Origin of the sequence: Methylococcus capsulatus, assembly GCF_036864975.1 — a bacterium.
In the GTDB taxonomy this organism is placed as follows: Bacteria; Pseudomonadota; Gammaproteobacteria; order Methylococcales; family Methylococcaceae; genus Methylococcus.
Window position 1 is genome coordinate 1065285 of sequence record NZ_CP104311.1, and the last position, 25598, is coordinate 1090882.

General features: G+C 62.0%; 29 protein-coding genes. 19 read left to right on the plus strand and 10 right to left on the minus strand.

The annotated features are described in order from the left end of the window. Positions 1-89: 89 nt before the first annotated feature. Positions 90-968 (plus strand): phosphoribulokinase, encoded by an 879-nt coding sequence (locus tag N4J17_RS05275; RefSeq protein WP_198322216.1) that lies wholly within the window; start codon positions 90-92, stop codon positions 966-968. On the opposite strand, the gene ampD is transcribed toward N4J17_RS05275, so the two are convergent. After that, on the minus strand, positions 916-1563 hold the full coding sequence (gene ampD / locus N4J17_RS05280) for a 1,6-anhydro-N-acetylmuramyl-L-alanine amidase AmpD (RefSeq protein WP_198322215.1): 648 nt from the start codon (positions 1561-1563) through the stop codon (positions 916-918). The two genes, N4J17_RS05275 and ampD, sit on opposite strands and share 53 nt — an antisense overlap. A 155-nt stretch (positions 1564-1718) precedes the next feature. On the opposite strand from ampD, the gene N4J17_RS05285 reads away from it, so the two are divergent. From N4J17_RS05285 to N4J17_RS05330, 11 genes are all read left to right on the plus strand, one after another. After that, entirely contained in the window at positions 1719-3902 is a 2184-nt protein-coding gene (locus N4J17_RS05285) for a DUF1631 domain-containing protein (RefSeq protein WP_198322214.1), read from the plus strand. A gap of 31 nt (positions 3903-3933) precedes the next feature. After that, positions 3934-4167 (plus strand): molybdopterin converting factor subunit 1, encoded by a 234-nt coding sequence (gene moaD / locus N4J17_RS05290; RefSeq protein ID WP_198322213.1) that lies wholly within the window; start codon positions 3934-3936, stop codon positions 4165-4167. A gap of 1 nt (position 4168) precedes the next feature. Continuing rightward, positions 4169-4624: a molybdenum cofactor biosynthesis protein MoaE gene (locus N4J17_RS05295; RefSeq protein WP_198322211.1), complete on the plus strand. Its 456-nt coding sequence runs from the start codon at positions 4169-4171 to the stop codon at positions 4622-4624. Between the two features lie 13 nt (positions 4625-4637). Further along, positions 4638-4982 carry a DUF2288 domain-containing protein gene (locus N4J17_RS05300; RefSeq protein ID WP_198322210.1) on the plus strand — a complete coding sequence of 115 codons (345 nt, stop codon included), beginning with the start codon at positions 4638-4640 and terminating at the stop codon, positions 4980-4982. Between the two features lies 1 nt (position 4983). Continuing rightward, positions 4984-5367, plus strand: coding sequence for a bestrophin family ion channel (locus tag N4J17_RS16580; protein WP_232470300.1), 384 nt, complete (start codon positions 4984-4986; stop codon positions 5365-5367). A gap of 9 nt (positions 5368-5376) precedes the next feature. Beyond that, positions 5377-5817 (plus strand): bestrophin family ion channel, encoded by a 441-nt coding sequence (locus N4J17_RS16585; RefSeq protein WP_277458493.1) that lies wholly within the window; start codon positions 5377-5379, stop codon positions 5815-5817. 108 nt (positions 5818-5925) lie between these two features. Further along, entirely contained in the window at positions 5926-6135 is a 210-nt protein-coding gene (locus N4J17_RS05310) for a dodecin (protein WP_198322209.1), read from the plus strand. A gap of 35 nt (positions 6136-6170) precedes the next feature. Then, on the plus strand, positions 6171-6665 hold the full coding sequence (locus N4J17_RS05315) for a disulfide bond formation protein B (protein WP_198322208.1): 495 nt from the start codon (positions 6171-6173) through the stop codon (positions 6663-6665). A 95-nt stretch (positions 6666-6760) separates the two neighbouring features. Beyond that, the gene (gene hemC, locus N4J17_RS05320; RefSeq protein ID WP_198322207.1) at positions 6761-7693 is read left to right on the plus strand and encodes a hydroxymethylbilane synthase; all 933 of its coding nucleotides are present in this window, start codon (positions 6761-6763) and stop codon (positions 7691-7693) included. A gap of 11 nt (positions 7694-7704) precedes the next feature. Continuing rightward, positions 7705-9753: a fused uroporphyrinogen-III synthase HemD/membrane protein HemX gene (hemDX, locus tag N4J17_RS05325; protein ID WP_232470299.1), complete on the plus strand. Its 2049-nt coding sequence runs from the start codon at positions 7705-7707 to the stop codon at positions 9751-9753. Beyond that, positions 9750-11024, plus strand: coding sequence for a heme biosynthesis HemY N-terminal domain-containing protein (locus tag N4J17_RS05330; RefSeq protein WP_198322206.1), 1275 nt, complete (start codon positions 9750-9752; stop codon positions 11022-11024). The genes hemDX and N4J17_RS05330 overlap by 4 nt, the downstream gene beginning before the upstream one ends. An 8-nt stretch (positions 11025-11032) precedes the next feature. Here N4J17_RS05330 and ubiD read toward each other — a convergent pair whose 3' ends face one another. Together ubiD and N4J17_RS05340 are read right to left on the minus strand one after the other, a co-directional pair. Further along, the gene (gene ubiD, locus N4J17_RS05335) at positions 11033-12529 is read right to left on the minus strand and encodes a 4-hydroxy-3-polyprenylbenzoate decarboxylase (RefSeq protein WP_198322205.1); all 1497 of its coding nucleotides are present in this window, start codon (positions 12527-12529) and stop codon (positions 11033-11035) included. Between the two features lie 27 nt (positions 12530-12556). After that, positions 12557-12802: a hypothetical protein gene (locus N4J17_RS05340; RefSeq protein WP_232470298.1), complete on the minus strand. Its 246-nt coding sequence runs from the start codon at positions 12800-12802 to the stop codon at positions 12557-12559. Between the two features lie 187 nt (positions 12803-12989). Here N4J17_RS05340 and N4J17_RS05345 point away from each other — a divergent pair, with 187 nt between their 5' ends. The 7 genes from N4J17_RS05345 to N4J17_RS05375 all read left to right on the plus strand — a co-directional run bounded on the left by N4J17_RS05345 (position 12990) and on the right by N4J17_RS05375 (position 17808). After that, positions 12990-13640: a class I SAM-dependent methyltransferase gene (locus tag N4J17_RS05345; RefSeq protein WP_198322204.1), complete on the plus strand. Its 651-nt coding sequence runs from the start codon at positions 12990-12992 to the stop codon at positions 13638-13640. A gap of 89 nt (positions 13641-13729) precedes the next feature. Further along, positions 13730-14452 carry a septum site-determining protein MinC gene (minC, locus tag N4J17_RS05350; RefSeq protein WP_198322203.1) on the plus strand — a complete coding sequence of 241 codons (723 nt, stop codon included), beginning with the start codon at positions 13730-13732 and terminating at the stop codon, positions 14450-14452. Between the two features lie 31 nt (positions 14453-14483). Further along, on the plus strand, positions 14484-15293 hold the full coding sequence (gene minD / locus N4J17_RS05355; RefSeq protein ID WP_198322202.1) for a septum site-determining protein MinD: 810 nt from the start codon (positions 14484-14486) through the stop codon (positions 15291-15293). 4 nt (positions 15294-15297) lie between these two features. Next, positions 15298-15579, plus strand: coding sequence for a cell division topological specificity factor MinE (gene minE / locus N4J17_RS05360; protein ID WP_198322201.1), 282 nt, complete (start codon positions 15298-15300; stop codon positions 15577-15579). Between the two features lie 42 nt (positions 15580-15621). After that, entirely contained in the window at positions 15622-15837 is a 216-nt protein-coding gene (locus tag N4J17_RS05365; RefSeq protein ID WP_198322200.1) for a winged helix-turn-helix domain-containing protein, read from the plus strand. 95 nt (positions 15838-15932) lie between these two features. After that, positions 15933-16703: an exodeoxyribonuclease III gene (gene xth, locus N4J17_RS05370; RefSeq protein WP_198322199.1), complete on the plus strand. Its 771-nt coding sequence runs from the start codon at positions 15933-15935 to the stop codon at positions 16701-16703. Positions 16704-16785: 82 nt separating this feature from the next. Next, positions 16786-17808, plus strand: a complete 1023-nt coding sequence (locus N4J17_RS05375; RefSeq protein WP_198322198.1) for an isocitrate/isopropylmalate dehydrogenase family protein — start codon at positions 16786-16788, stop codon at positions 17806-17808. A gap of 15 nt (positions 17809-17823) precedes the next feature. Here the strand turns inward: N4J17_RS05375 and mutM are convergent, their stop codons facing one another. The 7 genes from mutM to N4J17_RS05410 form a co-directional block, all read right to left on the minus strand. Continuing rightward, positions 17824-18639 carry a bifunctional DNA-formamidopyrimidine glycosylase/DNA-(apurinic or apyrimidinic site) lyase gene (gene mutM, locus N4J17_RS05380; RefSeq protein ID WP_198322197.1) on the minus strand — a complete coding sequence of 272 codons (816 nt, stop codon included), beginning with the start codon at positions 18637-18639 and terminating at the stop codon, positions 17824-17826. A gap of 6 nt (positions 18640-18645) precedes the next feature. Further along, positions 18646-19839 carry a hypothetical protein gene (locus N4J17_RS05385; RefSeq protein ID WP_198322196.1) on the minus strand — a complete coding sequence of 398 codons (1194 nt, stop codon included), beginning with the start codon at positions 19837-19839 and terminating at the stop codon, positions 18646-18648. Positions 19840-19841: 2 nt separating this feature from the next. Further along, a complete protein-coding gene (locus N4J17_RS05390; protein WP_198322195.1) occupies positions 19842-21389 on the minus strand; it encodes an MBOAT family O-acyltransferase in 1548 nt (515 codons plus the stop codon). A 93-nt stretch (positions 21390-21482) separates the two neighbouring features. Further along, positions 21483-22412: a DUF4340 domain-containing protein gene (locus N4J17_RS05395; RefSeq protein WP_198322194.1), complete on the minus strand. Its 930-nt coding sequence runs from the start codon at positions 22410-22412 to the stop codon at positions 21483-21485. 82 nt (positions 22413-22494) lie between these two features. Beyond that, a complete protein-coding gene (locus N4J17_RS05400; RefSeq protein WP_198322193.1) occupies positions 22495-23892 on the minus strand; it encodes a GldG family protein in 1398 nt (465 codons plus the stop codon). Beyond that, positions 23889-24644: an ABC transporter permease subunit gene (locus N4J17_RS05405; RefSeq protein ID WP_198322192.1), complete on the minus strand. Its 756-nt coding sequence runs from the start codon at positions 24642-24644 to the stop codon at positions 23889-23891. The genes N4J17_RS05400 and N4J17_RS05405 overlap by 4 nt, the downstream gene beginning before the upstream one ends. Then, a complete protein-coding gene (locus N4J17_RS05410) occupies positions 24641-25585 on the minus strand; it encodes an ABC transporter ATP-binding protein (protein ID WP_198322191.1) in 945 nt (314 codons plus the stop codon). Before N4J17_RS05410 ends, N4J17_RS05405 begins: the two co-directional genes overlap by 4 nt. Positions 25586-25598 lie beyond the last annotated feature (13 nt).

Here is a 25598-nt window from a genome sequence, read left to right on the forward strand (position 1 = left end):
ACCCTTACTTGGACACCCCACCATCACAGGCTCCAGGCCCATGTTCGAGAAGCGATCTCGCGTATAATTGAAAAGCACGGGAGGCTAGAATGTCCAAGAAACACCCCATCATCGCCATCACCGGTTCCTCCGGAGCGGGCACGACCACCGTCAAATGCGCTTTCGAGCATATTTTCTTCCGGCTCGGCCTCAAACCACTGGTCATCGAGGGCGATAGTTTTCATCGCTATGACCGGGTGGAGATGCGAGCGCAAATCGACAAAGCCAGACGCGAAGGGCGTCATTTCAGCCATTTTTCGCTCGAGGCCAATATTCTGGACGAGCTCGAAAACGTTTTTCGGCATTATGGGGAAACGGGAACGGCTCACCGCCGCTTTTACATCCATAATGAAGCAGAAAGTCAGCGGTTGGGAGGGTACAAGCCGGGGACATTCACCCCATGGGAAGAAGTACCTCCGGGAACGGATTTGCTGTTTTACGAAGGTTTGCACGGAGGCGTGGTTACCGAAACCATCAATGTGAGGCGATACGTCGATCTTCTCGTCGGCGTGGTTCCCATCGTCAATCTCGAATGGATTCAAAAAATCCATCGCGATACCGCCGAACGCGGCTATAAACCCGAGGACGTCACGGAAACGATACTGCGCCGCATGGATGACTACGTCAAAGTCATCACCCCCCAATTTTCCCAGACCGACATCAATTTCCAGCGCGTTCCGACGGTTGATACTTCCAATCCGTTCATTGCCCGGGACATTCCTACACCGGATGAAAGTTTCGTCATCATCCGCTTCAAGGAACCGGGCAAATTCAACGTGGATTTCCCTTATCTCCTGGCCATGCTGCAAAACTCCTTCATGTCACGACACAATTCGATCGTGATTCCGGGAGGCAAAATGGGACTTGCCATGGAGATCATTTTCCGGCCGATCCTCGAGCGCATGATGGCGGATCGCGAGAAAGGGTGACCTCCCTTGCGCGACTCGCTTCGCCATCGGCAGCCATCCGGGGCTCCCGCAGCTTCGCCAGTTCCCGATAGAAACATCCCCAGTCGAAGGCCGGTCCAGGGTCCGTTTTCCGCTGGGGGGCGATCGCGCAGTGCCCTACGATGCGGTCCTCGGTGATCGCTGGATAACGGGCCATCCATTCCGTCACGAGGCCGGCAAGACTCTTGTATTGTTCCGGCATATAAGGAACATCGTCGGTTCCCTCGAGTTCGATTCCAATCGAAAAGTCGTTGCAGGCACTCCGCCCCCTGAACTCGGACATGCCGGCATGCCAGGCCCGGCGATCGGGCGGCACATAATGTTCGACTTCACCACCCCGCCGGATCAGCGCATGCGCCGACACCCTCAAGTGCCGAATAGACTCGAAGAACGGATGGACGGCACCGTCGAGGGTGTTGGCGAACAAGTGCCGGATCCACGGACCGCCGAACTGCCCCGGTGGAAGGCTGATTCCGTGGATCACGATGAGGGAAATCGTCTCCCCCCAAGGCCTCTCATCCTGATTGGGCGAGGACACGGTTTCCTCTCCACAACCCGCCTCCTTATTTCCGTTCATGTCTATCGCCCCCGTAGCGGTATCGACGGCCACTCACTTATAAAATATGAATTTTAACAGTTTCTCTATGCAGCGCCGCCCGCGGCGGCCAAGGCGCCGATGGGTAGGCTAAACTATCGACAGCCGAATTCCATCCCCCAGTTTGAGTCCAGCCCATGCGCTCAGGCCTTTATCCTGATCCCGTACCCCCAACGTCCGATCCCCCCGACCTCACGCCCCTGGCAGCGCAACTCCGCGCCGTTTTCGAAGCCGGCTTCCGGCAACTGTTGCAGGACTTGTTCACCCATATCGACGATGAACTGTTCAAGCTCTCCGACAAAGCCGACAGCAGTGCCTTACAAGCACTGTATTTCGATGCCATGCGCCAGATTCGCCGGGAACAGACCGGCATGCGGGCCCGCTGCCTGCGTGAAATACTCAATGCCGATGAGCGCTTCTGGACGCCGGCGGACAGCCCCTCCACGCAGCCCGAGGACTCCGGCAACCGCGGTCTGACGCTCATGGAAAACGACGCCCTGGAAATCGAGCTCGCGGTGAGCCATGCCGCGCAGAAAACAAACCTCCTGTTCCAGGACACGTTGAGACCGCTCGAGCTCCGTCTCGCCGCGCTCAAAGGCGTCCAAAGGACGCCCCTGCCGCCTCATCCGTTCGCACCGGAGGCACTGTGCCGCGCATTCGCCGCATCGCTCACCGGACAGCCGGTCGATATCCGGGTCACCCTGCTGATATTGAAACTGTTCGACCGCCATGTCCTCTGCAAGATGGGAACGACTTATCGGCAGATGAATCAGCTGCTGGCCGAATACGGTGTAACGCCGGATACCTTCCTCGCCCCCAAAACCAAGACTTCTGCGATGCCGGAACAGGAAGCGTCATCATCCGCCGCCCACCTTCGGGACGACGACTCCGAAGAGCAGCTGAGTGATCTGCTGCATCTGCTCGATCTCTGGAAGCGCCGACGGGGAAACGCGGCGAGCCTGCTCGACACCCGCACCGAGGGCAAGCACTTCGATGCGGGTGAAGTCGTCAATGCATTGAGTCTGCTGCAGCAAAGCGCCTGTGCCCTGGCATCCGGTGAATACCGCCCCGGTGCGCCGATCCCGCGACTCAAGCACTCCCTGGTCGATCAACTGGCCGGATTTCTTCCCGATGGTGAACGGCGCCGCCTCGGCCAGTTGGAGGAAGACATCATCGACATGGTATCGATGATCTTCGATTTCATCCTGGAGGATCGTAACTTGCCCGATCCGGTCAAGGCGCTCATCGCCCGTCTGCAGATCCCCGTCGTCAAGGTGGCGATCATCGAGCGTTCGTTCCTGGCCAAGAAGACGCATCCGTTGCGGCTGCTCTTGAATGCTCTGGCTCAGGCCGGCATGGGCCTGGATTCGAACGACAGGAAAGATCAGATCGTGCTGAAGAAAATCGAGGAGGTCGTCTACCGGATACTCACCGAATTCGACAAAGATACCCGAATGTTTGCAGCGCTGCTCGAAGATTTTTCCGCTTTCATCGCACGCGAGTGCAAAGGCGTCACGGCCATGGAAGAACGCACGCGCCAAGCTGCGCTCAGCCAGGAGCGCCTGGCCCTGGCCAAGCGCGCCGCCGCCATCGAAATCACGGCCCGCATCGAGAGGCGGCCGCTTCCAGGGGCGCTGGTTTCACTGCTGCTCAATGCCTGGAAGGACGTCCTGGTGCTCGCCCATCTGCGCAGGGAAAAAGACCCCGCGGACTGGGAGGAGGCACTGGCCATCATGGATCGGCTCATCGTTTGGGCGGGCGACCAGGACGCTGGAACAGCGGAACCGGAAGTCATCCGAGCTGCGCGTGACAAGCTGGAGAACATCGCGTTCGATCCGGTGCAATTGCATGCATTTCTCAAGGACCTCGAACTTTGGCGCCTCAGCCGCCGGCAGCCCGGATCTCCCCCGCTTGCCGACGCCACAGTACCGGAACTCAGTGACATCGAAGAAATCCTCATCCAAAGCATAGAAGGCGGCCGACCCGCCGAGCCGTCCGCGCCCGCCATCGATGAAAGCTTCATCGAACAGGCCAGGAACCTCCGTATAGGGGATTGGGTCGAATTTTGCGATGGCTCAGCATTGCCCTTCCGCGCTAAGCTTCTTTTGAAGAGCCAGTTCACTTCCCGTTATGTTTTCGTCAACCGGCGCGGTATGAAACTTCGAGAAATCAGCGTAAACGAACTGGCCGCCGGGCTCGCCGCCAATACGATCCGGCTGATCGCGGGAGCGAACGAGCCATTGCTGGACCGCGCGATGGATGCGGTTGTCGACACCCTCGCATGCTCGAGGGGGCAGAGTGATTCCTCTGCAACTTCCTGATATTTCGAAACGCTAGCTTCGGTCCACCACCATGACGATCCGTGTCCGATATTTTGCCGGCCTGAGGGAACAGATGGGCCGCGCCGAAGAACAACTCGCCTTCGAAGATCTCGCCAGCGTCGCCGATGTCTGGAAGGCCATCTGCCAGGGCAAACCCCTGCCCGAAAATGTGCTGTGCGCAGTGAACATGGAATACGCCGGCGCCGACACACCGGTGAAAGACGGCGACGAAGTAGCCTTTTTCCCGCCGGTCACCGGAGGCTGACATGCTGATCGAAGTCCGCCATAACGCTTTCGATCCTCTCGCCGAACTTTCCCGCTATCAGGAAACGCACGTCCCCGCCACGCATGTCGGCGCGCTCGCGATCTTCGTCGGCACCATGCGCGACTATAACGAAGGCTCATCGGTCCGAAAGATGACGCTCGAGCACTATCCCGGCATGACCGAACGTCAGCTGCAGTACATCGTCGACGAGGCCCGCAGTCTCTGGCCGTTCGACGATGCCCTCGTGATTCACCGCGTCGGCGAACTGTTCCCCGCCGACCCGATCGTGCTGGTTGCCGTCTGGTCGTCCCACCGTGGAACCGCCTTCGACGCCTGCCGCCATATTCTGGAAGCGCTCAAGCACCGGGCCCCGTTCTGGAAAAAAGAGAGCCTGGAGCAAGGCGGTCGCTGGGTACAAACGAATACCGACGGGTACCCTCCACCTCCTGGCCCCTGATCCGCTCCCCCTCATGGCAGACGACCAAACTTCGATTTACGCGAAATTGAACCTGGACGCCGGCAAAATCACCTGGCAAGAAATGCAACCCCACTTCGCCCGGGGAGCCGTCGTCTGGGTCGCCGCCGGCCTGGATCTCATCGAGGTCGGCACAGTCATGGCCGCCGACGAGACGCGAACCCTGTCCCGCTGGCTTCGCGACGGGGAGGTAGGACGGGCGACCGATACCGAAGCCCGTGACTGGAATGAGCGCCGACCGCTGTTCTGGGCCGTGGTCGTTGCTCCTTGGGTCCTGGTACAGGAAATTCCGCCGTCCACCGGGATGTACGAGCCATCGAAGTCGTCAGCGCCAGAATGAAATGATCAGCTACAACCCCAAATCCTGGTGGGGACTGATCTTCAAGTTCCACAAAAGCGACACGTTCCGGCGCCTGCTGCCGGCCATGCTCTCCGTGGCCCTGTTTTCCGCCGGCATCGCTTATGCGGACCGGCATCTCCTCCCGAATCAGCTAAAGGGCACCACCGCGCTGCATGCCCTGCTGGGCTTCGTCATTTCGATGCTGCTGGTATTCCGCACCAACACCGCCTACGAACGCTGGTGGGAAGGCCGACGGCTGTGGGGCAGCCTGACCAACGCTTCGCGCAATCTGGCGCTCAAGCTGGATGCCTTTCTGCCGGATGACCATCCTTCCCGACCACGGCTCGCCGAACTCATCGGCGCCTATGCGGACAGCCTGAAATGACATCTCCGGGTGGCCACCACGACCGAGCACCGGCCCAACCGCATCGCCGCCCAACTGCTCATGGAGACGGCCCGCCTGAACGACAAAGGCGAACTCTCCGGCCATCAGCTGCTCTGCCTCAATCCCGAACTGAGCGCGTTCGCCGAAATCTGCGGCGGCTGCGAACGGATCCAGAAGACGCCCATCCCATATTCCTACAGCCTGTTCCTGAAGAAATTCATCTTTCTCTACATCGTCTCCATGCCTTTTTGCTTCGTGCCGGAGTTCCACTATTGGACCGCGCTGATCACGACCCTGGTTTTCTATGTGCTAGCCAGCCTCGAACTGATCGCCGAGGAAATCGAAAATCCATTCGGCGACGACGCGAACGATCTTCCTACCGACGAGATCGCAGCGAACATCCGCCTGAGGGTGCGCGAACTTCTGCTTCGTGGCGAACTCCGACAGTGACCGCCCGATCGACGCCCCTCGCACCGAGGTGTGATATAAGGATATCGGCAAAAACCGGGGGGCCGCCGCGGCGCTGCCTTTTCAGCCACTTTCCATTGGAGAACAGCCATGCCCGATCACGTCTACAAGGTCATCGAAATCGTCGGTTCGTCCACCGTCGGCACGGACGATGCGATCCGCACCGCCATAGCCAAGGCCGGAAAAACCCTCCGCCACATGAACTGGTTCGAAGTCGTCGAAACCCGCGGACACATCGTCGACGGTGAGGTCGCCCATTTTCAGGTCACACTGAAGGTCGGCTTTCGAATCGAAGACTGAAAGACTCTTTTAATTTTTCTGCTGCTTCACGCCTCATGACCTTGCCCAGCGCCCGCGCCTGTTTCTTCCTCGGTTTCCTGTTCTGCGCCGCCTTGTTGGCGGCGGCACTTTACTTCCAGTTCTCCGGCGGGCTCGAGCCCTGCCCCTTGTGTATCTCGCAGCGCATCATGGTGCTGGCGGTGGCCCTGGTTTTCCTGGTCGCGGTGCTCCACCATCCCGGCCCAGCCGGCATCCGGGCTTACGCCCTGCTGGGTACCGCCGCGGCTTTCGGGGGCGCTTCCATTTCCGGCCGCCACGTCTGGCTGCTGCACCTGCCGCCGGAAGAGGTCCCCGAATGCGGGCCCGGCCTGAGCTACATGTTCCGGAATTTCCCGCTCGGCGACACCCTCAAGGCGATGCTGAGCGGTACCGGCGATTGCGCCAAGCTGGACTGGACCTTTCTCGGGCTGAGCATGCCCGCCTGGGTACTGCTCTGCTTCCTGGGCCTTGGCGCCTTCAGCCTTCTGCAATGGTGGAACACCCAACGCTGAGCGGGCCACCGCCCAGGGGGGCGTGATTTCGGCCCTGCATATTGCGATCTGTTAAAATGTCTTGATAGTCTTTTTTTGGGGGTTTTCCTTCGACCGTGGCCAGTCACCTCCTACGCATAGCGACCCGCAAGAGCCCGCTGGCTTTGTGGCAGGCGGAACATGTCGCAGCCCGTCTTCGGGCTGCCCATCCCGGCCTTCAGGTCGAACTGGTCGGGATGACCACCCGGGGCGACAAACTGCTCGATGCCCCTCTTGCGAAAGTGGGCGGCAAGGGATTGTTCGTGAAAGAGCTGGAACAGGGCATGCTCGAGGGTAGGGCCGACATCGCCGTTCACTCCATGAAGGATGTGCCGGTCGAATTCCCCGAAGGACTGCATCTCGCCGCCATACTGGAACGCGAAGACCCGCGCGATGCCCTGATCTCCCACCGTTACCGGAACTTTGCGGAACTTCCGGACAACGCCCGCATCGGCACATCCAGCCTGCGGCGCCAGTGCCAGATCAAATCCCGCCTCCCCGGCTGCACGCTGTACGATCTGCGCGGCAACATCAACACCCGGCTCGCCAGACTGGACGCGGGTGAGTTCGACGCCATCGTGCTCGCCGCCGCCGGACTGAAACGGCTCGGCTTCCAGGAACGTATCGCCGAAACGCTGACACCGGAACACAGCCTCCCGGCCATCGGTCAAGGTGCGATCGGCGTGGAATGCCGGAGCACCGATGCCCGGACCAACGCCCTGCTGGAGCCGCTACACCACCCGCCCACGGCGTGGTGCGTCCTGGCCGAGCGCGCCATGAACCGGCGTCTCGACGGCGGCTGCCAGGTTCCGATCGCCGGCTTCGCCCAGCTCGACGGCGACACCCTGCGCCTGCGAGGGCTGGTCGGCAACCCGGATGGCTCGGGCATCATCCGCGCCGAAGCCAGTGCTCACCCATCTGCCTTCGAAGCGCTGGGAGAGCAGGTCGCGGAGCAGCTGCTCGGCCAGGGCGCCGATGAGATACTCCGGCGCATTTACGCCGCCCCCTGACGAAGATGAGCATGTCTCGCTCCCTGTCGGGGATGCGCGTCCTCATCACGCGTCCGAAGGATCAGGCCGAACCGCTGTGCAAGCTGGTCGAAGCGGCTGGCGGCAGCGTGATCCGTTTCCCTCTGCTCGAGATCGAGCCAAGCGCGCGGGCGGAGGAGGGAGCGGCTCTCCTACGCCAAGCGTCGGACTGGGACTGGTGGATCTTCGTCAGCGCCAATGCAGTGAACCAGGCCAGGGCGCTGGGGGTGCTTCGACCGGACGGTGCCAGACCGCGCATCGCCGCCATTGGCAAAGCCACGGCCGATGCGTTGGTCGAGGGTGGGATCACTGTGGACCTCGTTCCGGGATCACAGGCCAATTCGGAAGGGCTGCTGGAGACCCCCGCGATGCAGGATGTTGCGGGCCGGCGGATCCTCATCGTGCGCGGCGAAGGGGGGCGGGAAACGCTCAAGGAGCGGCTTGTCGAACGTGGAGCCCTGGTCCAGTATGCCGAGCTGTATCGGCGGGTGCCGGTGCACACGGGCGCCGAAGCACTGATCGACAGCCTGCGGACGGCCGGGCTCGACATTCTCACCGCTACCAGCGGCGAAGCCATCGAGCATCTGTACCGCCTGATTCCTCCGGAGGAGCGGCCGCGCCTGCTCGAGACGCCGCTGGTTGTCATCAGCGAACGATTGAAGAACCAAGCCGGAACGCTGGGTTTCCGGCACGTGATGGTCGCCGACACCGCGTCGGACGCCGCTGTGCTAGAAGCCCTGAAGGATGCCGCCGCCCATCGGGCATCCTTGCGAACCGCGCCCAACGACGGGGATAAGCCATTGGCCGAGGAACGAAAACAAATGACCGAAGCGCCGCAACCACAGGCATCCGGGGAAACCCCACGAGACCCGCACGGCAACGCCGCCCCCGCTCCGGCGCATCCGCCGCGCCGATCGAGAGTTGTCGCCTGGCTGGGTTACTCGATGCTCGCGGCCATCCTGCTGCTGGCCACCGCCGGATTTTTTCTGATCCAGGAATTGCGCTCCAAACAGGAAGGTCTGGGCGGCGAGCTCAACAAAGGCGATCTGCACTTGCTGGAGCTCAGCCGCCAGGTGAGCAGCCTGCAGACCCAGCTTGCCACTCTGCATTCCCAGTTCGCCACCCTGCAGTCCCAGCTCGGCACGGAAGACAGCAAGCTGGAGCGCCTGCTCGGCGAGCAATCCGCCAGTTTCAGTCAGAAACTCGAGGACACGCGCAAAGAACTGGCGCAGGCCATCCAGGCCATCCAGCGCCAGCTCAACCGGACCCACGCCGACGTGCTGATCGCAGATGCCGAATATCTTTTGAGCATCGCCAACCAGAAACTGCACCTGAGCGGCGACGTGAAATCCGTGCTCGAGGCCATGCAGGCCGCGGACCAAAGGCTCCACGACAGCGGCGACCCGAGTGTATTCAAGGTGCGGGAAGTGCTGGCGGAAGAAATCAACCGGCTCGAGGACTTTCAGCCGCCCGACGTAGTCGGGCTGTCGGCCAGGCTGCTGGCGATCGAGGCCAAGACGCGGGAGCTACCGCTGTTCCTGCCGCATCCCGACATGTCCAAAGAACCGCGGGAAACGCCCAAGCCGAAATCACCGGAACCCGAAACCGGCAATGCCGTCGGATCCACCCTCGAGCAGCTCAAGGGACTGGTCACCGTGCGACGCAGCGATCGCCCTGTGCATGCCGTCCTGACTCCGCAGGAAGCCGCCGGCCTTCGGGAAATCCTACTGCTCAAACTGGAGATGACCCGCACCGCCCTGTTACGCGGCGACGATGCGCTGTTCCACAGCAATCTGGAATCCGCAAGCGACTGGTTGAACGAAAACTTCGACCACGAATCCGCCGCCTTCAAGGACATCTCGGCAGACCTCCGGGCCATGACCGGCGTCCGGCTCAACGCATCCTTCCCCGACATCGGGGGGTCGCTCGCTTTGCTCCGCAACATCGAAAAACTGCGGCTCGAAACCGATGCCATCGCGCCGGCAAGCACGGCCGCGCCTGCCACGCCGTCTGGCAGTGAAGCGCCGGGAGGCCAACCGTGAAAAGACTCGCCATTGCGGCCGCGATCCTGGCGTTCGTCGCCGGAGCGGTGTATTACGCCTATCACCATTTCTTGGTCCAGGGCGATCCCGGCTATGTCATCATCGGCTATGGCCCCTGGACGCTGGAGTCTTCGCTAGTCATCCTCGCCGGCGCGCTCACGCTGGCCTTCATCCTGTTCTATGCCATCATCCGCCTGGTTATCCATGCCCTGCGGCTACCCAAGATACTGCGGCAGCGTGGGGGCCTGAGGCGCAGCCGGCAATCACAGGAAGCGCTCATCACGGGCCTGATCGAATCCGCCGAAGGCAACTGGGAAAAAGCCGAAAAGACCCTCATCCGCCACGCGGCCGACAGCGGCGTTCCCCTGATCAACTACCTGACTGCGGCCCGGGCAGCGCACTCCCGCGGAGCCGCCGAGCAGCGCGACGAATATCTGAAACTGGCCCATGAAGCCGTACCTGAGGCGGAAATCGCCATCGGCCTCACCCGCGCCGAATTGCAGCTTTCCGACAAACAGTTCGACCAGGCGCTGGAATCGCTGTCGCAGCTCAACCGGATCGCCCCCACCCACGCGGCCGTTCTGAGACTGCTCCATCAGGTCTACGCCCAGATGGAAGACTGGGAGGGCTTGCGCAATCTCATCCCCAGCCTCCACACCAATAAGGTGATGATGGAAGCGGAGATCAAACTGCTGGAGACCGAAACCTACAGCGCCCTGCTGAAGCAGCACGCCGAAACCCGCGACGCCACGCGCCTGAAAACGCTTTGGGAAAACATCCCCGCCCATATCCGCAAGGCTGCCGGTATCGAAACGCTGTATTTCGCTGCCATGATTGATGCCGGAGCAGGGCCGGAAATCGAACCCGCCGTACGCGCGAGTCTGGACCGCGAATGGAATCAGACCGTCGTGGTCCTTTACGGCTGCATCCAGATGCCCGACCCCGGCCAGCAGCTCGCCCGGGCAGAGCAGTGGCTGGTCCGCCACGGCAACGACGCCGTGCTGCTACGGGTGCTCGGCAAGCTCGCGGCACGCGCGCGGCGGATCGAACCCGCCCTGCGCTATCTCGACCAGAGCCTGGCATTGGAACCGAGCGTGGAAGCCTGCCAGCTCATGGGAGACCTGCTTCTGGAACGGAACGAGACAGCGGCAGCCTGTGCCTGTTTCCGTCGCGGGCTGCTGCTCGCCTCAAACGAAGTCATCGCCCAGATCGACCAGAATCCCCGCGGCGGATCCGAACCCACCGGATTCGACACTGAAACGGCGGACTGATTGCGCCCTCAGCCACGGCTGCCGACGAATATCCCCAGCGAATCCCAGATCTCATCCACCCGGCGCCGCACCGCCGCATCCATGGTGATGGGCCGTCCCCATTCCCGGCTGGTTTCGCCCGGCCATTTGTTGGTGGCATCGAAGCCGACCTTGGAACCCAGGCCCGACACCGGCGAGGCGAAATCCAGATAGTCGATCGGCGTGTTCTCGATCAGCGTGAGATCACGGGCCGGGTCCATCCGCGTCGTCATCGCCCAGACCACGTCCTTCCAGTCCCTGGCGTCGACGTCGTCATCGACCACGATCACGAACTTGGTATACATGAACTGCCGCAGGAACGACCACACGCCGAACATCACCCGCTTGGCGTGGCCGGGGTACTGCTTTTTCATGCTGACCACGGCCAGGCGATAGGAACAGCCTTCCGGTGGCAGGTAGAAATCCACGATTTCGGGAAACTGCTTTTGCAGGATGGGCACGAAAACCTCGTTGAGCGCCACGCCCAGCACCGCCGGCTCGTCCGGCGGTCTGCCGGTGTAGGTGCTGTGGTAAATCGGCGCATGCCGCTGAGTGATGCATTCGATGGTGAAGACCGGAAACGACTCCACCTCGTTGTAATACCCGGTGTGGTCGCCGAAAGGGCCTTCCGGCGCCGTTTCGCCGGGATACAGAAACCCTTCCAGCACGATCTCGGCGCTGGCCGGCACCTGCAGATCGCTCAAGATGCAAGGGGTGACCTCTGTCCTGGCACCCCGCAAAAGGCCCGCGAAGCCGTACTCGGACAGCGTATCCGGCACCGGCGTGACCGCCCCCAGCACCGTCGCCGGATCGGCACCCAGGGCCACGGCCACCGGAAAAGGCTCGCCGGGCTTTGCCTCCTGCCAGTCACGGAAATCCAGGGCACCGCCCCGGTGGGCCAGCCAGCGCATGATGGTCTTGTTGCGGCCGATGACCTGCTGGCGGTAGATTCCCAGGTTCTGCCTTGCCTTGTACGGCCCACGGGTGACGACCAGCGGCCAGGTGATCAGCGGACCGGCATCACCCGGCCAACAGGTCTGGATCGGATAGCGTCCGAGGTCGATGTCGCTGCCGCGCAGTACCTCCTGCTGGCAGGCCGCGTTGCGGACCTCCTTCGGCGCCATGTGCAGCACCTGGCGATACAACGGCACCTTCTCGAAAGCATCCCGCATGCCCTTGGGAGGTTCGGGCGCCTTGAGGGAGGCGAGCAGCACGCCCACCTCCCGCAACGCGCCCACCGAGGTCTCCCCCATCCCCAGGGCCACCCGCCGCGGGGTGCCGAACAGATTGCCGAGCAAGGGAACGGAGGAACCTTTGGGATGTTCGAACAAGAGAGCCGGACCTTCCGCCTTCAATGTCCGGTCGCAGATTTCGGTGATTTCGAGATGGGGGTCCACCGGGGCACCGATGCGCCGCAGTTCCCCTTCCGTCTCGAGCCGGCCGATGAAATCCCTCAGATCCCGGTATTTGGCACCATTTCGGGTCATTTGCACTCAGCCGGAAAAACCGTATGGTCAGGCGAAAAAACTCTTCACGCTCGCTTCGATCACCGCCCAGGGTAATACGAAAGGCTTCTTGGTGATCGTGATGGCCAGAACGTCGCCTCTGAATTCGTAAATGCCGTCTACCCCATTGCCGCTGAAACGGCCCGAGGTTTCGTCGCCGGAGAACTCCATACCTTTCTCGCGCGCCGCCTTTTCTGCCTTGGCGACGAGCGAGCGGGGTTCGGAACCGATCTTGATCTCGATGACTTTGCTCATGGTCCTGTGGTGAGGCACTGAGGATTACCGGCCGGTATGGTAGCCGAATTGGTTGGAGCTGGCGATGACAGCGGACCGGCAACGATCGCCTGGCACGGGTATAATTTCAGTCCGTACCCCATAAGAACCGCCCGGAACAAGGGCGGCATTCCCACGCATCGGTTCAGTCCAAATTGAGAGGAAGCTCGTGCAACTGGAACACATCTTGAGGTCCTATGCGCGTTACGCGCCGGTTTACGACCACACCTTCGGCTGGCTCTTGAACTTCCGCGGACGCTCGCTCGCCGCGCACCTCACCAACCGCCGACCGGGCCGCATCCTGGAAGTGGGCGTAGGCACAGGTATCAGTCTGCCGTTCTACCGCAAGGAGCATCAGGTGCACGGCATCGACATCTCGCCCCACATGCTGGAACGCGCCCGCAGGCGAGTGCACCGAAAAAACCTCAATCACGTGGTCCGGCTGGAGATCATGGACGCGCGTGAGATGGCATTCCCCGACGATTACTTCGATGCCGTGGTGGCCGCCTACGTGATGTCGGTGGTGCCCGAACCACAGCGGGTGCTACGCGAAATCGAGCGGGTCTGCAAACCCGGCGGCGATGTCATCATCGTCAACCATTTTGCGGCCGACAAAAAAGGCACCCGCCGCCATTTCGAGGCCATGCTGTCGCCGCTGTCCCACAAGCTCGGCTGGCGTCCCGACATGCCCATCGACGAAATTCTCACTCATACCTCGCTGCATGAAGTGCGGCGGCAGACATTGCCACCGATGGGGCTGTTCACCCTGTTGCATCTCAAAAAAGCCTCTCCGGACACGGCCGATCCGGCGAAGCCTTGACTCAAGCGTGGGCGGCCGATGAGCGCAATGTTAAAATTTCAAAATAATATAGATGTCCGGCCCAGCCCGTCTCCCCTGCCGCCTAAAATATGCTCAATTCATCGCAAGCCCACGATATCCCTTTCGAAATCCGTGCGGGCTCGTTCAACCTGCTTGTGCTCAAACTGACCAGCGACAGTGCGGAAGCCATTGCCGGCCTGCTCGCGGCCCGGGTACAGCAGGCCCCGGACTTCTTCCGGCATGCACCGGTCATTCTCGATCTGCACGAACTGGCCGGACGTGATCATGTCCCCGATTTTGAGGCACTGCTGGAAGTCCTTCGCAAGAGCGGCCTGACCCCAGTGGGCGTCCGCGGCGGCAATGCAGAACAGAACGCGGCGGCCGACGCCGCGGGGCTGGCCCTGTTGTCCGAAGGTAAGCATCACGACAACCATCCTGCGGCCGACCACCCTCTGCCCGCTCCGGAAACGGTTCGCCCCCCCCGGCAGGGCACCAAAATCATCGACCAGCCGATACGGTCGGGCCAGCGGGTCTACGCGAACGACGCCGATCTGGTCGTGATCGCCCCGGTAAGCCCGGGGGCGGAGCTGATGGCCGACGGCAACATCCATGTCTACGGCTCGCTCCGCGGGCGCGCCATGGCCGGCGTCAAGGGCGACCTCGACGCCCGCATCTTCTGCAGGGATCTCCAGGCCGAGCTGATCGCCATCGGCGGCCATTACAAGATCAGCGAGAACCTCGACGGCAGCGTGCGCGGCAAACCGGTACAGATCATGCTGCGCGACAATGCGCTGATCATCCAGGAATTATGATGTTTTCGACGAATATTGGGAGGATCGAAATTTGGCCAGAATCATCGTTGTAACTTCCGGGAAAGGCGGAGTCGGAAAAACCACGACCAGCGCAGCCTTCGCGACCGGGCTTGCGCTCAAGGGTTTTCGCACCGCAGTGATCGATTTCGACGTAGGACTGCGCAACCTGGACCTCATCATGGGCTGCGAGCGCCGGGTGGTTTACGATTTCGTCAACGTCATCAACCAGGAAGCGACCCTCAACCAGGCGCTCATCCGGGACAAGCGCTGCGAGAATCTGTTCATCCTCCCCGCCTCCCAGACCCGAGACAAGGAGAGCCTCACCAAGGAGGGGGTCGAACGGGTCCTTGGCGAGCTGGGACAAACTTTCGACTACATCGTGTGCGACTCCCCCGCCGGCATCGAGCGCGGCGCTACCCTGGCCATGTACTTCGCCGACGATGCTATCGTCGTCACCAACCCCGAGGTTTCCTCGGTGCGCGATTCCGACCGCATGCTGGGCATCCTGGCCTCCAAGTCGAGGCGGGCCGAAACCGGCGAGGAGCCGATCAAGGAATACTTGCTGCTTACCCGCTATTCGCCCCAGCGCGCCAAGATCGGTGAAATGCTCAGCGTGGACGACGTCCAGGAGATTCTCTCCCTGCACCTGCTGGGTGTGATCCCGGATTCCCGCGCCGTGCTCAACGCCTCCAACGCAGGCTCGCCGGTGATCCTGGACGAAAAAAGCGATGCCGGACAGGCGTATGATGACGCCGTACGCCGTTATCTGGGCGAGGATGTACCGCACCGGTTCATCGCGGCGGAAAAGAAAGGCTTCATCAGCCGGCTTTTCAGAGGTTAAGACCATGGGACTCCTGGACTATTTTCGCGGTTCTAGAACTGACAGCGCAGCGGTCGCCAAGGAGCGATTGCAGATCCTCGTGGCCCATGAACGGGCCGAGCGGAACAAGCCTGATTATCTGCCCCTGCTGCAGAAGGAACTGCTCGAAGTCATACGCAAATACGTCAACGTCGGCCAGGATGCCATTACGGTCACCATGGAAAAGGATGACAACCGGGAGGTGCTTGAACTCAATGTCGTCCTTCCGGACGCCATCGAACCCCGGCCGACGCGCAAGCGCGGCTGAACGTCTCAATTTCCGACCTGCCCAAACTACGGGAGATCCTCCATGCACGACGACATCGCTACCACCGTTGGGAACGCCGCCGGCAAGATATGGCATTTCCTCGACCAAAATGGCGAAGCCAGCGCCAGCCGGCTCGCCGATGAAACGGGGCTGGACAGGAACGAGGTGCAGCGCGCCATCGGCTGGCTGGCGCGCGAAGGCAAACTCGTCACCGAAAAGCGCGGTCGTTACGAGTTTTTTCGGCTGAGCACCGAATAATCTCGAAATCCTCCCTGCTCCACGGGGAGCAGGGAGCCTCGATGCCGGCAAGGCTTTCCGGGCCTTCGAAGCGCGGCGATCCCGCCCGTCATGCCATGAAAATTGCGACCTGGAACGTGAATTCCCTGCGAGTCAGACTGCCGCAGGTGCTGGACTGGATGGAATCGGCACAGCCGGACCTTCTGGCCGTGCAGGAAACCAAGCTGACCGACGACGCATTCCCGGTCGGGGACCTGCATGCCCTCGGTTATCACGCCGTCTACAGCGGCCAGAAGACCTACAACGGCGTCGCGGTATTCAGCAAGACACCGATCGAAAATGTCCAGACCGATCCCCCAAATCTGAAAGACCCGCAGCGCCGGATCCTGGCGGTGACCGCAGGACCATTGCGCGTCATCAACCTGTACGTCCCCAATGGCAGTGAAGTCGGTTCGGACAAATACGCCTACAAGCTCGACTGGCTGGCGAAAATCCGCGATTTCATCGCGCAAGAAATGGCCCAAAACCCCCATACGGTCGTGCTGGGCGACTTCAATATCGCTCCCGAAGACCGCGATGTGCACGATCCGGAAAGCTGGCGCGAAAAGATTCTGTGCAGCACGCCAGAACGTGACGCCTTCCGCGCACTGGCCGACCTGGGGCTCACAGACCTGTTCCGCCGCTTCGAGCAACCGGAGGGCAGCTTCTCCTGGTGGGACTACCGTGCCGCCGGCTTTCGCCGCAATCTGGGGCTCCGAATCGACCACATCCTCGCCTCCCCGCACCTCGCCGAGCGCTGCACTGCCTGCACCATCGACAAGGCACCGCGCAGACTCGAGCGTCCCTCGGACCACGCGCCGGTCGTCGCCGAATTCGCGGGTTTCTGAAACCCGGAGCAGCCGCAGCTTAATTTTTGCCGGTGTCTGTCGGATAATCGACCGGTTATTTCAAACTCCAAGGAAAGTCTCCATGCACAAGATCACCCTCATCCCCGGCGATGGTATCGGCCCCTCCATCGTCGACGCCGCCGTCAAGGTCATCGAGGCCACCGGCGTCCAGGTCCAGTGGGATAGCCAATCCGCCGGCATGGCGGCGGTCGAGAAATTCGGCACCCCGCTGCCGGACGCCACGCTGGATTCCATCCGCGCCAACCGCATCTGCTTCAAGGGACCGCTCACCACCCCCGTCGGCGGCGGCTACCGCAGCGTCAACGTCACCCTGCGCCAAACCTTCAACCTCTACGCCAACGTGCGTCCGGCCATTTCCTTCGAGGGCACCGACACCGCCTTCAGCGATGTCAACCTCGTCACCGTCCGCGAGAACACCGAGGGGCTTTACGCCGGCATCGAGCATTTCATCAAGGTCGACGAGGAAAAGATCGCGGCAGAAAGCATCGCGGTCGTCACCCGCAAGGGCTCCGAGCGCATCATCCGCTACGCCTTCGACTATGCCCGCCGCGCCCGGCGTAAAAAGGTCACGCTGGTGCACAAAGCCAACATCCTCAAATGCACCTCAGGCCTGTTCCTGGAAATCGGCCGGGAAATCGCCAAGGACTATCCCGACATCGAGTTCGACGACCGCATCGTCGATGCCTGCTCCATGCAGATGGTCATGCAGCCCCAGAGCTTCGACGTGCTGGTCACCACCAATCTGTTCGGCGACATCCTGTCGGATCTGGCGGCAGGACTGATCGGCGGCCTCGGGCTCACTGCGGGTGCCAACATCGGTACCGATGCCGCGCTGTTCGAAGCCGTGCATGGCAGTGCGCCGGATATCGCCGATAAGGGCATCGCCAATCCCACTGCCATGATCATGGCCGGCGCCATGATGCTGGAACACATCGGCGAACCCGAAGCCGCGCGCAGAATCGAACGCGCCGTTCGCGAGGTCATCAAGGACGGCCGCTCGGTCACGCCCGACTTGGCCAAGGACTCCCCCTGCAGCACCGCGCAGATGGCCGAAGCCATCATCGAACGGGTGCGCCAGGCGTAGCTCGACCGGCGCCAGTCAACGCTGGCAGTGCGGGCAGTAATAGGTCGCACGCTGGCCGAGGCGGATGCAGCGGATCGGCGCACCGCACAGCCGGCAGGGCTGACCGGCACGGTCATACACCCGCAGAACCTGTTTGAAATAGCCCGGCGCACCGGATTCGTTGACGAAATCCCGCAAGGTCGTGCCGCCCTGTTCGATGGACGCCGCCAGCACCTCGGCGATGCGGCCTGCCAGGTTCCGGTAGCGGGCCAGACTGATTTTCCCGGCCGGGCGCCCGGGGTGGATGCCGGCAAGGAATAAGGCTTCGTTGGCGTAAATATTGCCAACCCCGACCACGACATGGCTGTCCATGATGAAGGATTTGACCGCCGTGTTCCGTCCCGCAGCGAGGCGGTGCAGATGCGCACCATCGAAATCGTCTTCCAAGGGCTCCGGACCGAGCGCGGCCAACAGCGGGTGCCGCTCCGACGGTTGTTCGGTCCATAGCACACAGCCGAAGCGCCGTGGGTCGTGGTAGCGCAGACAGAGGCTGTCTTCGAACACCAGATCGAGGTGATCATGCCGGCGCGGCGGAAGGTTCGGCTCGCAGATCCGCCAACTCCCCGACATGCCGAGATGGGCGATCAGCGTGCCGCCCTCGAAATCGAGCAAGAGGTATTTACCCCGGCGGCGCACAGCCGCCAGCCGCCGGCCGGCCAGGGTCTTCCCCAGATCGGTGGGGACCGGCCAGCGCAGCCGTCCCTCCCTCACCCTCACGTCGGCGATTCGCCGTCCGGTGATGTGCGAAGCGATGCCGCGACGCGTGGTCTCGACCTCGGGCAGTTCGGGCATGACGTATTACGGGGTCTTGCGGAAGGACTCGATCAGGGCGGCGAACTCGTCCATGAAACCGGGGTGGCTCTCCAAGAATGCGGCACGTTCGCGGAAAAATGCCGCCCGCAGTGCCGGAACCGCCGCCGGTTCGATTCGGTTTCCGAAATCCTCCTCACCGAGGCCGAACATCCGGTCCAGCAGCCGGTTGCCGAATTCGTGGTTGAAATGGCCAGAGTCCTGCCACAAGCGGGTCTGGTTGTCACGGATGGGCTCGAGCAGATCGGGATCGTAGCCCTGGAAGTCCCACACCTCCACCCGGCGACCCTCCGGATCGGCCTGCCGGACGGTGCGCGTGATCGCCAGCAGAGCCTCCCAGCGTAGATTGGCAAAACCGCAGGCGATATCGGCTTCAGCGCGCAAGGCATGCACCGGATAAGCGACCAGTCGGGTTTCGACGCCGGCGCGGGCGAGACGGACCACCAAGTCGTGGAGGCCGGCGAGATCTGCGGGAACGCCGTTCACCTCGGCCGGATCGAAAGGCGGAGGGACCACGACGGCCCGGGGCTTGAGGAGGCAAGGCGCATCCGGCTTCAGGTTGCCCAGGTAGCGGGCGAAGTCCGCCCGGAAACGGCGTTCCACTTCCTCGACCTCGAAACGGGTGTAATAAAACAACCCTTCGGCGGTATGGGTCGGTGTCTTGCGCTGGCCTTTCACCGTCCGTAGCGAGGACTTAATGGCCTTGCCGGACAACAGCAACGCAGCGACTGGCAGATGTTCCATCTCCGCAAGAAGCACCCCACAGTCGACCGCCCGGAGCGGATGACCGGGCTGGAACCCTATGATCACTCGCTTGGGCGCGGCGTGGTCGAGGGTGAAGCGAGCGGAGCAATATATCCTCTCCCAGTCCGCGCCCGCCAGGCCGAAGTTGTAGCCCCGCTCGTGCCGGTCCGGTGGGGTCAACGCCGGATGCAGTGGATCGAAGCCGATTTCCGCGTAGGAATTGCCGAACACCAGGGCGGCGGGGCGTTCGCGCCGGACGATCTGCGGCTTGACGTGGCGCTCGTAGCGCTTGAACTCCGGTTTGATGGCGTTGAAACCGGGAATGCTCACCTTACGGTTGTACCAGAAGGGGTCGACTACGTAACAGAACGCCGCCAGCGCCGCCAGCAGGGTGAAGATCCCGGCCAATAAGGTCTTGAGGTAGGCGCCGCTGTCCATCGTCAGAACTGGAAGTAGATGAATTCGCTCAGCTCGGAAATCGAGCACACTGCGGCCACGCCGATGACGATGCTCAAAAGCGCCCAGCCCCGATCCGGTCGCCATTGCCAAAAGCGCACTTCGTCAGAGACACCTCTGGCCCTGTTCAGGCTGGGCCTGAAGCGAGCGAAGATTTCGTTGGTATTGGGCAGGGCTACGGAAACCAGCAACAAAGCCACGATCCATAGCACCGGCCCGGCGCCGTGCAGCAATGGAGACTCACTGAACTTCCAGCCTTCCGCCGCCAGATACCCGCCTAACGCACTGTCTTTCAGGCCGGCCGGCAATGCCAATCCGTTCAACCCCAACATGCCGCGCAGGATGTTCCCGGCGGTCGCTAGGCTGTCGGCCCGGAACAGCACCCAGCCGAACACCACCGTGACGAAGGTCAGCAGCCACCCTGCCCAGCGCGCCGGACGGGAAACCGGATCGGCATCCCATCCGACACGCCGCCGCAGTGAACACCAGCCACGATGGATGACGAGACCAGCGCCATGGAGCGCGCCCCAGACCAGGTAGGTCCAGTTGGCGCCGTGCCAGAGCCCGCCCAGCACCATGGTCAGAAACAGGTTCAGGCCGTGCCGCCAGGGGGCACAACGGTTGCCCCCCAGGGGAATGTAGAGGTAGTCCCGCAGGAACCGGGACAGCGTCATGTGCCAGCGCCGCCAGAAATCGGCGAGGTCCGCCGCCTTGTAGGGCGAATCGAAGTTGAGGGGTAAACGAATGCCAAACAGCAGCGACAAACCGATCGCCATGTCGGAATAGCCGGAAAAGTCGAAGTAGAGCTGAAAGGTATAAGCGAGGGCACCGATCCAGCTTTCCAGAAACATCGGTGACTGGAATTGGGCGGCTGCGAACAACTGCTGGGCATGGGGCGCGATGCCGTCCGCCAGCACCGTCTTCTTGAAAAGGCCGAACAGGAACAGCGTTAACCCCGTGGCGAAATCGTCGGCGATCCGTCGGCGATGCTGCGCTCCGGAAAACTGCGGCATCATCTCGCCGTGATGCAGAATGGGACCGGCGATCAGATGAGGAAAATAGGTGACAAACAGAAGATAGGGCAGGAAACGGTATTCACGCGCCCGTCCCCGATAGGCATCGACCAGGAAAGCGATCTGGGTGAAGGTGAAGAAAGAGATACCCAGGGGCAGCACGATCTCCTCCAGCCGCCACTGCGTGCCGGCCAGATCGTTCACAGCCCGTACAAAAAAATTGGCGTATTTGTAGTAACCCAGCAGAACAAGGTCGGCGGCGATGGAACCGGCCAGCAGCCACCGTCGCACCCTCGACCTTTGCGACATCAGGCTGATACGCCGCCCGGCGAGAAAATTGAAACCGATCGAGACCAGCAGCAGCAGGACGTAAGCCGGATTCCACCAGCCGTAAAAAAACAGCGAAGCCAGTCCCAACCAGGCGACGGCAAGATCGCTGCTACGCCGCAGGAGGCCGTAGAAGCCGGCAAGCACCGCCGGCAGATATAAGAATAGGAATTCGTAGGAATTGAACAGCATCGGACCGGCTCAAGCGAGGGCGACCGGGACCGGTCCGAACGGAAGGCGTAGCGCAGCCTGTGGTGACGGGCCGGAAGGGTGGACGCCTCGGTTTCAGTCTGCCTCGATTTCCTCGGCCCCGCCATCGTCCATCGGGGCTTCGGGTGCCGGCGAGGCCGGCAGCGATGTTTCCTCGGTCCGGGTCTCGGCAGGTTTGGGATTCAGGCTGAGCAGGCGCCTTGCCGGCTCGCCCACGACTTCATATTGGATGCCATAGTCCTGGCGAACCAGCAGCAACTCGGGTTCGCGCTGGACGATGACGAAATCCACCGATTCCCCGTTCGCCAACCCGATGTGGAGTTTCTGTCCTTCGGCCACTTTGTCCAGGTGCTTGATGTCGATTGCGCGCGCCGACTGCCAGTGGGTCAGCAACTCGCCGATGTGGGTCTCCCCACCGTCCTGCGGCGGCTCGAAGACCCATTTGCCGTCTTGCCCCAGCCGCGCTTTCCATTCCGGCAAGGCGATCTCCTGGATCCGCGCATCCTCGGGCAGCAGTTTCTTGTCGACGTAATCCGTCGCCTGGGCGGTCAGATGCCGCGAAAAATCATCGCGCACCAGGTGCAGCGTGTCGCCAATGCGAACGTAGCGGCGCATGTTGATGGGATCAGCCCCGCCGAAGATCAGCACAACATCGCCCAGCGTCAGGCTGGCGATGGGCTGATCCAGTTCGAATTTGGCCAGTTCGTCCGGCTTGAGCGAATAGCTGGCATCGCTGGTGGTTTTGGCGATCTCCAGTAATTGGCGAACCCGGAAGTCGTTGGCCGGTGCGGAAAACGGCGCCGACACCCACCAATGCCCGCCCTTCTTGGCCAGAACGATGGTCTTGTCGCCCTGCTGCAGGCTCAGGGTATCGACCTTGTCGATCTCCACCTGCGTCAGCGGTGTTTCGGCAGGCTCCTTCTTGCCGGGCTCGAAATAAGCGATGGCGCCGAGCACGGCCAGAACGGCCAGCAGCGAAAGATTGAGCAGCATACGAGATTTCATAGTCCCTCCACCAAATAACCGGAAGCCGAGGCGGGCGACGGCCCCCGGAACGTCCGAATCAGAGCCGCCCCGACCTCGGCTCTCAACGCTGGCGCCGCCGCCACCAGATCAGCACGCCGGTGCCGATCAAAGCCACCGGGAGCACGATCAGGAACCCGAAGCCGATGATGCCCGAAGCCAGCGGGCTGAGCTGCAGGTCACGATCGGGCGAGGTCTTGGCGGGAATGTTGATGAACTGGTCGTTCTGGCTCAGCCAGTTGATCACGTTGAGGCCGAGATTGAGATTGCCGCCATTGCCGAGAAAAGCGTTGGACAGGAAATCGCCGTCGCCGACCACCACAATGCGCTGTTCCCGAGGTTTGCCCGCATCGGCGCCGTCCTTGTTTTCCCCTTCCTTCGGCTCGGCCTTGAGCGTGCGGGTCAGGACATAGCCGATGTGCAGCGGACCCTGGCGTTCGCCTTTGTCGGCGTCGAACTGTATCTTGCCCTCGATGGGACCGGTCTCGGTCCAGGAGCGGGGGAGAGTGTTCAGCAGCGCCTCGCGCTCGAAGTCATGGTTGTCCTGCAGCACGTCCAGCGCCAGCGCCGACGGAAACAGGGTCATGGTCTGGAAACCGTAGGTAATCGCATGCGGCGGATATTCGGCGACCAGGGCGAAGGTGGGGTCGTCGATGCCGAACAACTGGGTGGAAGCATCCACCACCGTGCCCCGCAGTACCTGCACGCCGAGCTGCTGGGCGAGTGGCCCGAGGCCCTTGAGGTTGTCGGAATCGATCAGCCACAGGAGATTGCCACCCTGCTTCACCCAGTCACCGATCAGGCTCACCTCGCCAGGCAGCAGGTTGGCATTCGGGCCGGCGATGACCAGTACGTCGGTGTTGTCGGGAATCTTTGGCGTGACCCCCAAGTTCACCGTGGATACGGTGAGGCCCTTGCGCCCCAGCTCGTCACCGAACTGGCCCAGATCATGGTTGGCACGTTCGGTGGGCGAGCGCTCGCCGTGGCCTTCCAGAAACACGATGCGCTGGTCCTTGGCTCGGACCAGGCGCTGCAGCGCGTTGGTGATGGTGGTCTCGTTCGCCTCCTGCACGTTTTCGCTGCGGCCCTGGTATTCGATGACCAGCTCACCATCGACCGAGATGCCGAGTTCCCGAACCTTGTCCGGCTGGGTGTCGGGATTGACGAAACTCAGGCTCAGATCTTTCTTGTGCCGGCTGTAGCGGCCGACCTGGTCGCTGATCTGATCGCGCAGGCTCTTGGTTTCACGGGCGTAGGCCGTCACCCGGACTGGATCCTTCAGCATGTCCAGCACCTTGACGCTGGCTTCCGACAGTGTATGACGGTGCGCGGCGGTCCAGTCGAACTGCGCGGAATAGCGGGTGCTCAGCCAGGCGACCAGCGCCACCACGCCAAGGAACAAAAGGGTGAACGTCAGGTTCTGGAGCCGCAGCTCCATATGGGTCTTGCGGTTGATCTTCATTTTTGCAGCCGGTCGTTATCCAGACGATGGACGCTCAGAACCAGGAACGTCAGGATGAACAGGAGGAAATAGATCAAGTCGGTGGTCGAAACCAAACCTTTCAGCAAGGCTTCGTAGTGCCGCAGCAGGGAGAGGTACTGCAGCACGCCATTGGCGTTTCCTTCCGCACCGCCCGTCCAGTCGATGATCCACAGCAGCAGCAAGGCGCCGAAGGTCGCCACCGCCGCCACCGTCGGCTGGTTGGCCGAAGCCGAGATGTAAAGGCCCACCGCTGCGAAACCGGCCAGCAGCAGCACCAAGGCCAGGATACAGGAAGCCAGCTTGCCGAGATCGAGCGCGCCGCCCATCAGCAGGGACAGCGGCATCAGCGCCAGCATGCCGACCATGATCAGCAGGAAGAAGAACACACCCAGGTATTTGCCCAGGATGATGTCGGTCATCGACACCGGTGCGGTGAACAGGAGGCTGAGGGTCCGGTTGCGGCGCTCCTCGCTGATCAGGCGCATGGTGAGCAGCGGGGTCACCAGAAGGAGAATGACGCCGGCATTGCCGAACAACGGAGCCACGATAAGGTCCGTCACGCCCGGGACGTCCTCCATGCCGGCCATGCGCGGCTGGACCATCAAGAAATAATCGAGCTGGGCCAGGAACATGTAGCCCAGAATGATCTGGATCACGCCGAGCACGGACCAGGCCAACGGCGACAGAAAGAGGGTGCGCAATTCGCGCGCTGCGATTGTAAACGCCATCATGCCGCCTGCTCCTCGCCCTGTGGACTGGTTTGGGTGATATCGATGAAGATCTGCTCCATGCTGCGCCGCTCCGGTACCAGTTCGGCCAAGCCCCAGCCGGCGCCCACCACGATCTCGGCGATCCGAACCGCCGGATCCTTGTCCTTGTCGTGGAAAACGCGATAGCGGTTATGCCCCGTCTCCTCGATGGACTGCACGCCCTCCACGCTGTAGAGCTGCCGCAAATCGGCCGGCTCACAGGTCGCCACCAAAAGGCTGGAGGCGCGCATCCGCTGCTCCAGGCTGGCGATAGTGCCGTTGAGCACCAGCTTGCCCTTGTGGATGATCTGGACGTGGGTGCAGGACTCCTGCACTTCCGGCAGAATGTGGGTCGACAGGATCACCCCGTGCTCGCGGCCCAGTTCCCGGATCAACTCGCGGATCTCGCGGATCTGGATCGGGTCCAGACCCACCGTGGGCTCGTCCAGCACGATCACCGCCGGCATGTGTACGATGGCCTGGGCGATACCGACGCGCTGCTGGTAACCTTTCGACAGGTTGTTGATGAGGCGCGGCCCCACCTCGGTCAGACCGCAACGCTCCTTCGCAGTATCGACCGCGCGCCGCAACCGGTCCCGGGGGATGCCGTGGAGCCTGGCGCAGAACTCCAGGTATTCATCCACGGTCAGATCCCGATAGACGGGCGGAATCTCCGGAAGGTAGCCGAGTTCGCGTTTGGCTTCGCGCGGCTGGTCGAGGATGTCGATCCCGTTGATCAGGATCTGGCCGGAGGTCGGCGCGAGGTTCCCGCAGATCATCTGCATGGTCGAGGACTTGCCGGCGCCATTGGGGCCGAGAAACCCGAGAATCTCGCCTTTCTCCAACGTGAAGCTCACGTTGTTCACGGCGCAATGATCGCCGTAATACCTATAGAGTTCTTGAACTTGAATCAGGCTCGTCATGTTGCGCGTAAGA

Excerpts from the sequence above, each read along its gene's own strand:
- N4J17_RS05275 (WP_198322216.1), top strand. The coding sequence starts at position 90 with ATGTCCAAGAAACACCCCATCATCGCCATCACCGGTTCCTCCGGAGCG.
- ampD (WP_198322215.1), bottom strand. The coding sequence starts at position 1,563 with ATGAACGGAAATAAGGAGGCGGGTTGTGGAGAGGAAACCGTGTCCTCG.
- N4J17_RS05285 (WP_198322214.1), top strand. The coding sequence starts at position 1,719 with ATGCGCTCAGGCCTTTATCCTGATCCCGTACCCCCAACGTCCGATCCC.
- moaD (WP_198322213.1), top strand. The coding sequence starts at position 3,934 with ATGACGATCCGTGTCCGATATTTTGCCGGCCTGAGGGAACAGATGGGC.
- N4J17_RS05295 (WP_198322211.1), top strand. The coding sequence starts at position 4,169 with ATGCTGATCGAAGTCCGCCATAACGCTTTCGATCCTCTCGCCGAACTT.
- N4J17_RS05300 (WP_198322210.1), top strand. The coding sequence starts at position 4,638 with ATGGCAGACGACCAAACTTCGATTTACGCGAAATTGAACCTGGACGCC.
- N4J17_RS16580 (WP_232470300.1), top strand. The coding sequence starts at position 4,984 with ATGATCAGCTACAACCCCAAATCCTGGTGGGGACTGATCTTCAAGTTC.
- N4J17_RS05310 (WP_198322209.1), top strand. The coding sequence starts at position 5,926 with ATGCCCGATCACGTCTACAAGGTCATCGAAATCGTCGGTTCGTCCACC.
- N4J17_RS05315 (WP_198322208.1), top strand. The coding sequence starts at position 6,171 with ATGACCTTGCCCAGCGCCCGCGCCTGTTTCTTCCTCGGTTTCCTGTTC.
- hemDX (WP_232470299.1), top strand. The coding sequence starts at position 7,705 with ATGTCTCGCTCCCTGTCGGGGATGCGCGTCCTCATCACGCGTCCGAAG.
- ubiD (WP_198322205.1), bottom strand. The coding sequence starts at position 12,529 with ATGACCCGAAATGGTGCCAAATACCGGGATCTGAGGGATTTCATCGGC.
- N4J17_RS05340 (WP_232470298.1), bottom strand. The coding sequence starts at position 12,802 with ATGAGCAAAGTCATCGAGATCAAGATCGGTTCCGAACCCCGCTCGCTC.
- minC (WP_198322203.1), top strand. The coding sequence starts at position 13,730 with ATGCTCAATTCATCGCAAGCCCACGATATCCCTTTCGAAATCCGTGCG.
- minE (WP_198322201.1), top strand. The coding sequence starts at position 15,298 with ATGGGACTCCTGGACTATTTTCGCGGTTCTAGAACTGACAGCGCAGCG.
- N4J17_RS05365 (WP_198322200.1), top strand. The coding sequence starts at position 15,622 with ATGCACGACGACATCGCTACCACCGTTGGGAACGCCGCCGGCAAGATA.
- xth (WP_198322199.1), top strand. The coding sequence starts at position 15,933 with ATGAAAATTGCGACCTGGAACGTGAATTCCCTGCGAGTCAGACTGCCG.
- N4J17_RS05375 (WP_198322198.1), top strand. The coding sequence starts at position 16,786 with ATGCACAAGATCACCCTCATCCCCGGCGATGGTATCGGCCCCTCCATC.
- mutM (WP_198322197.1), bottom strand. The coding sequence starts at position 18,639 with ATGCCCGAACTGCCCGAGGTCGAGACCACGCGTCGCGGCATCGCTTCG.
- N4J17_RS05385 (WP_198322196.1), bottom strand. The coding sequence starts at position 19,839 with ATGGACAGCGGCGCCTACCTCAAGACCTTATTGGCCGGGATCTTCACC.
- N4J17_RS05390 (WP_198322195.1), bottom strand. The coding sequence starts at position 21,389 with ATGCTGTTCAATTCCTACGAATTCCTATTCTTATATCTGCCGGCGGTG.
- N4J17_RS05395 (WP_198322194.1), bottom strand. The coding sequence starts at position 22,412 with ATGAAATCTCGTATGCTGCTCAATCTTTCGCTGCTGGCCGTTCTGGCC.
- N4J17_RS05400 (WP_198322193.1), bottom strand. The coding sequence starts at position 23,892 with ATGAAGATCAACCGCAAGACCCATATGGAGCTGCGGCTCCAGAACCTG.
- N4J17_RS05405 (WP_198322192.1), bottom strand. The coding sequence starts at position 24,644 with ATGATGGCGTTTACAATCGCAGCGCGCGAATTGCGCACCCTCTTTCTG.
- N4J17_RS05410 (WP_198322191.1), bottom strand. The coding sequence starts at position 25,585 with ATGACGAGCCTGATTCAAGTTCAAGAACTCTATAGGTATTACGGCGAT.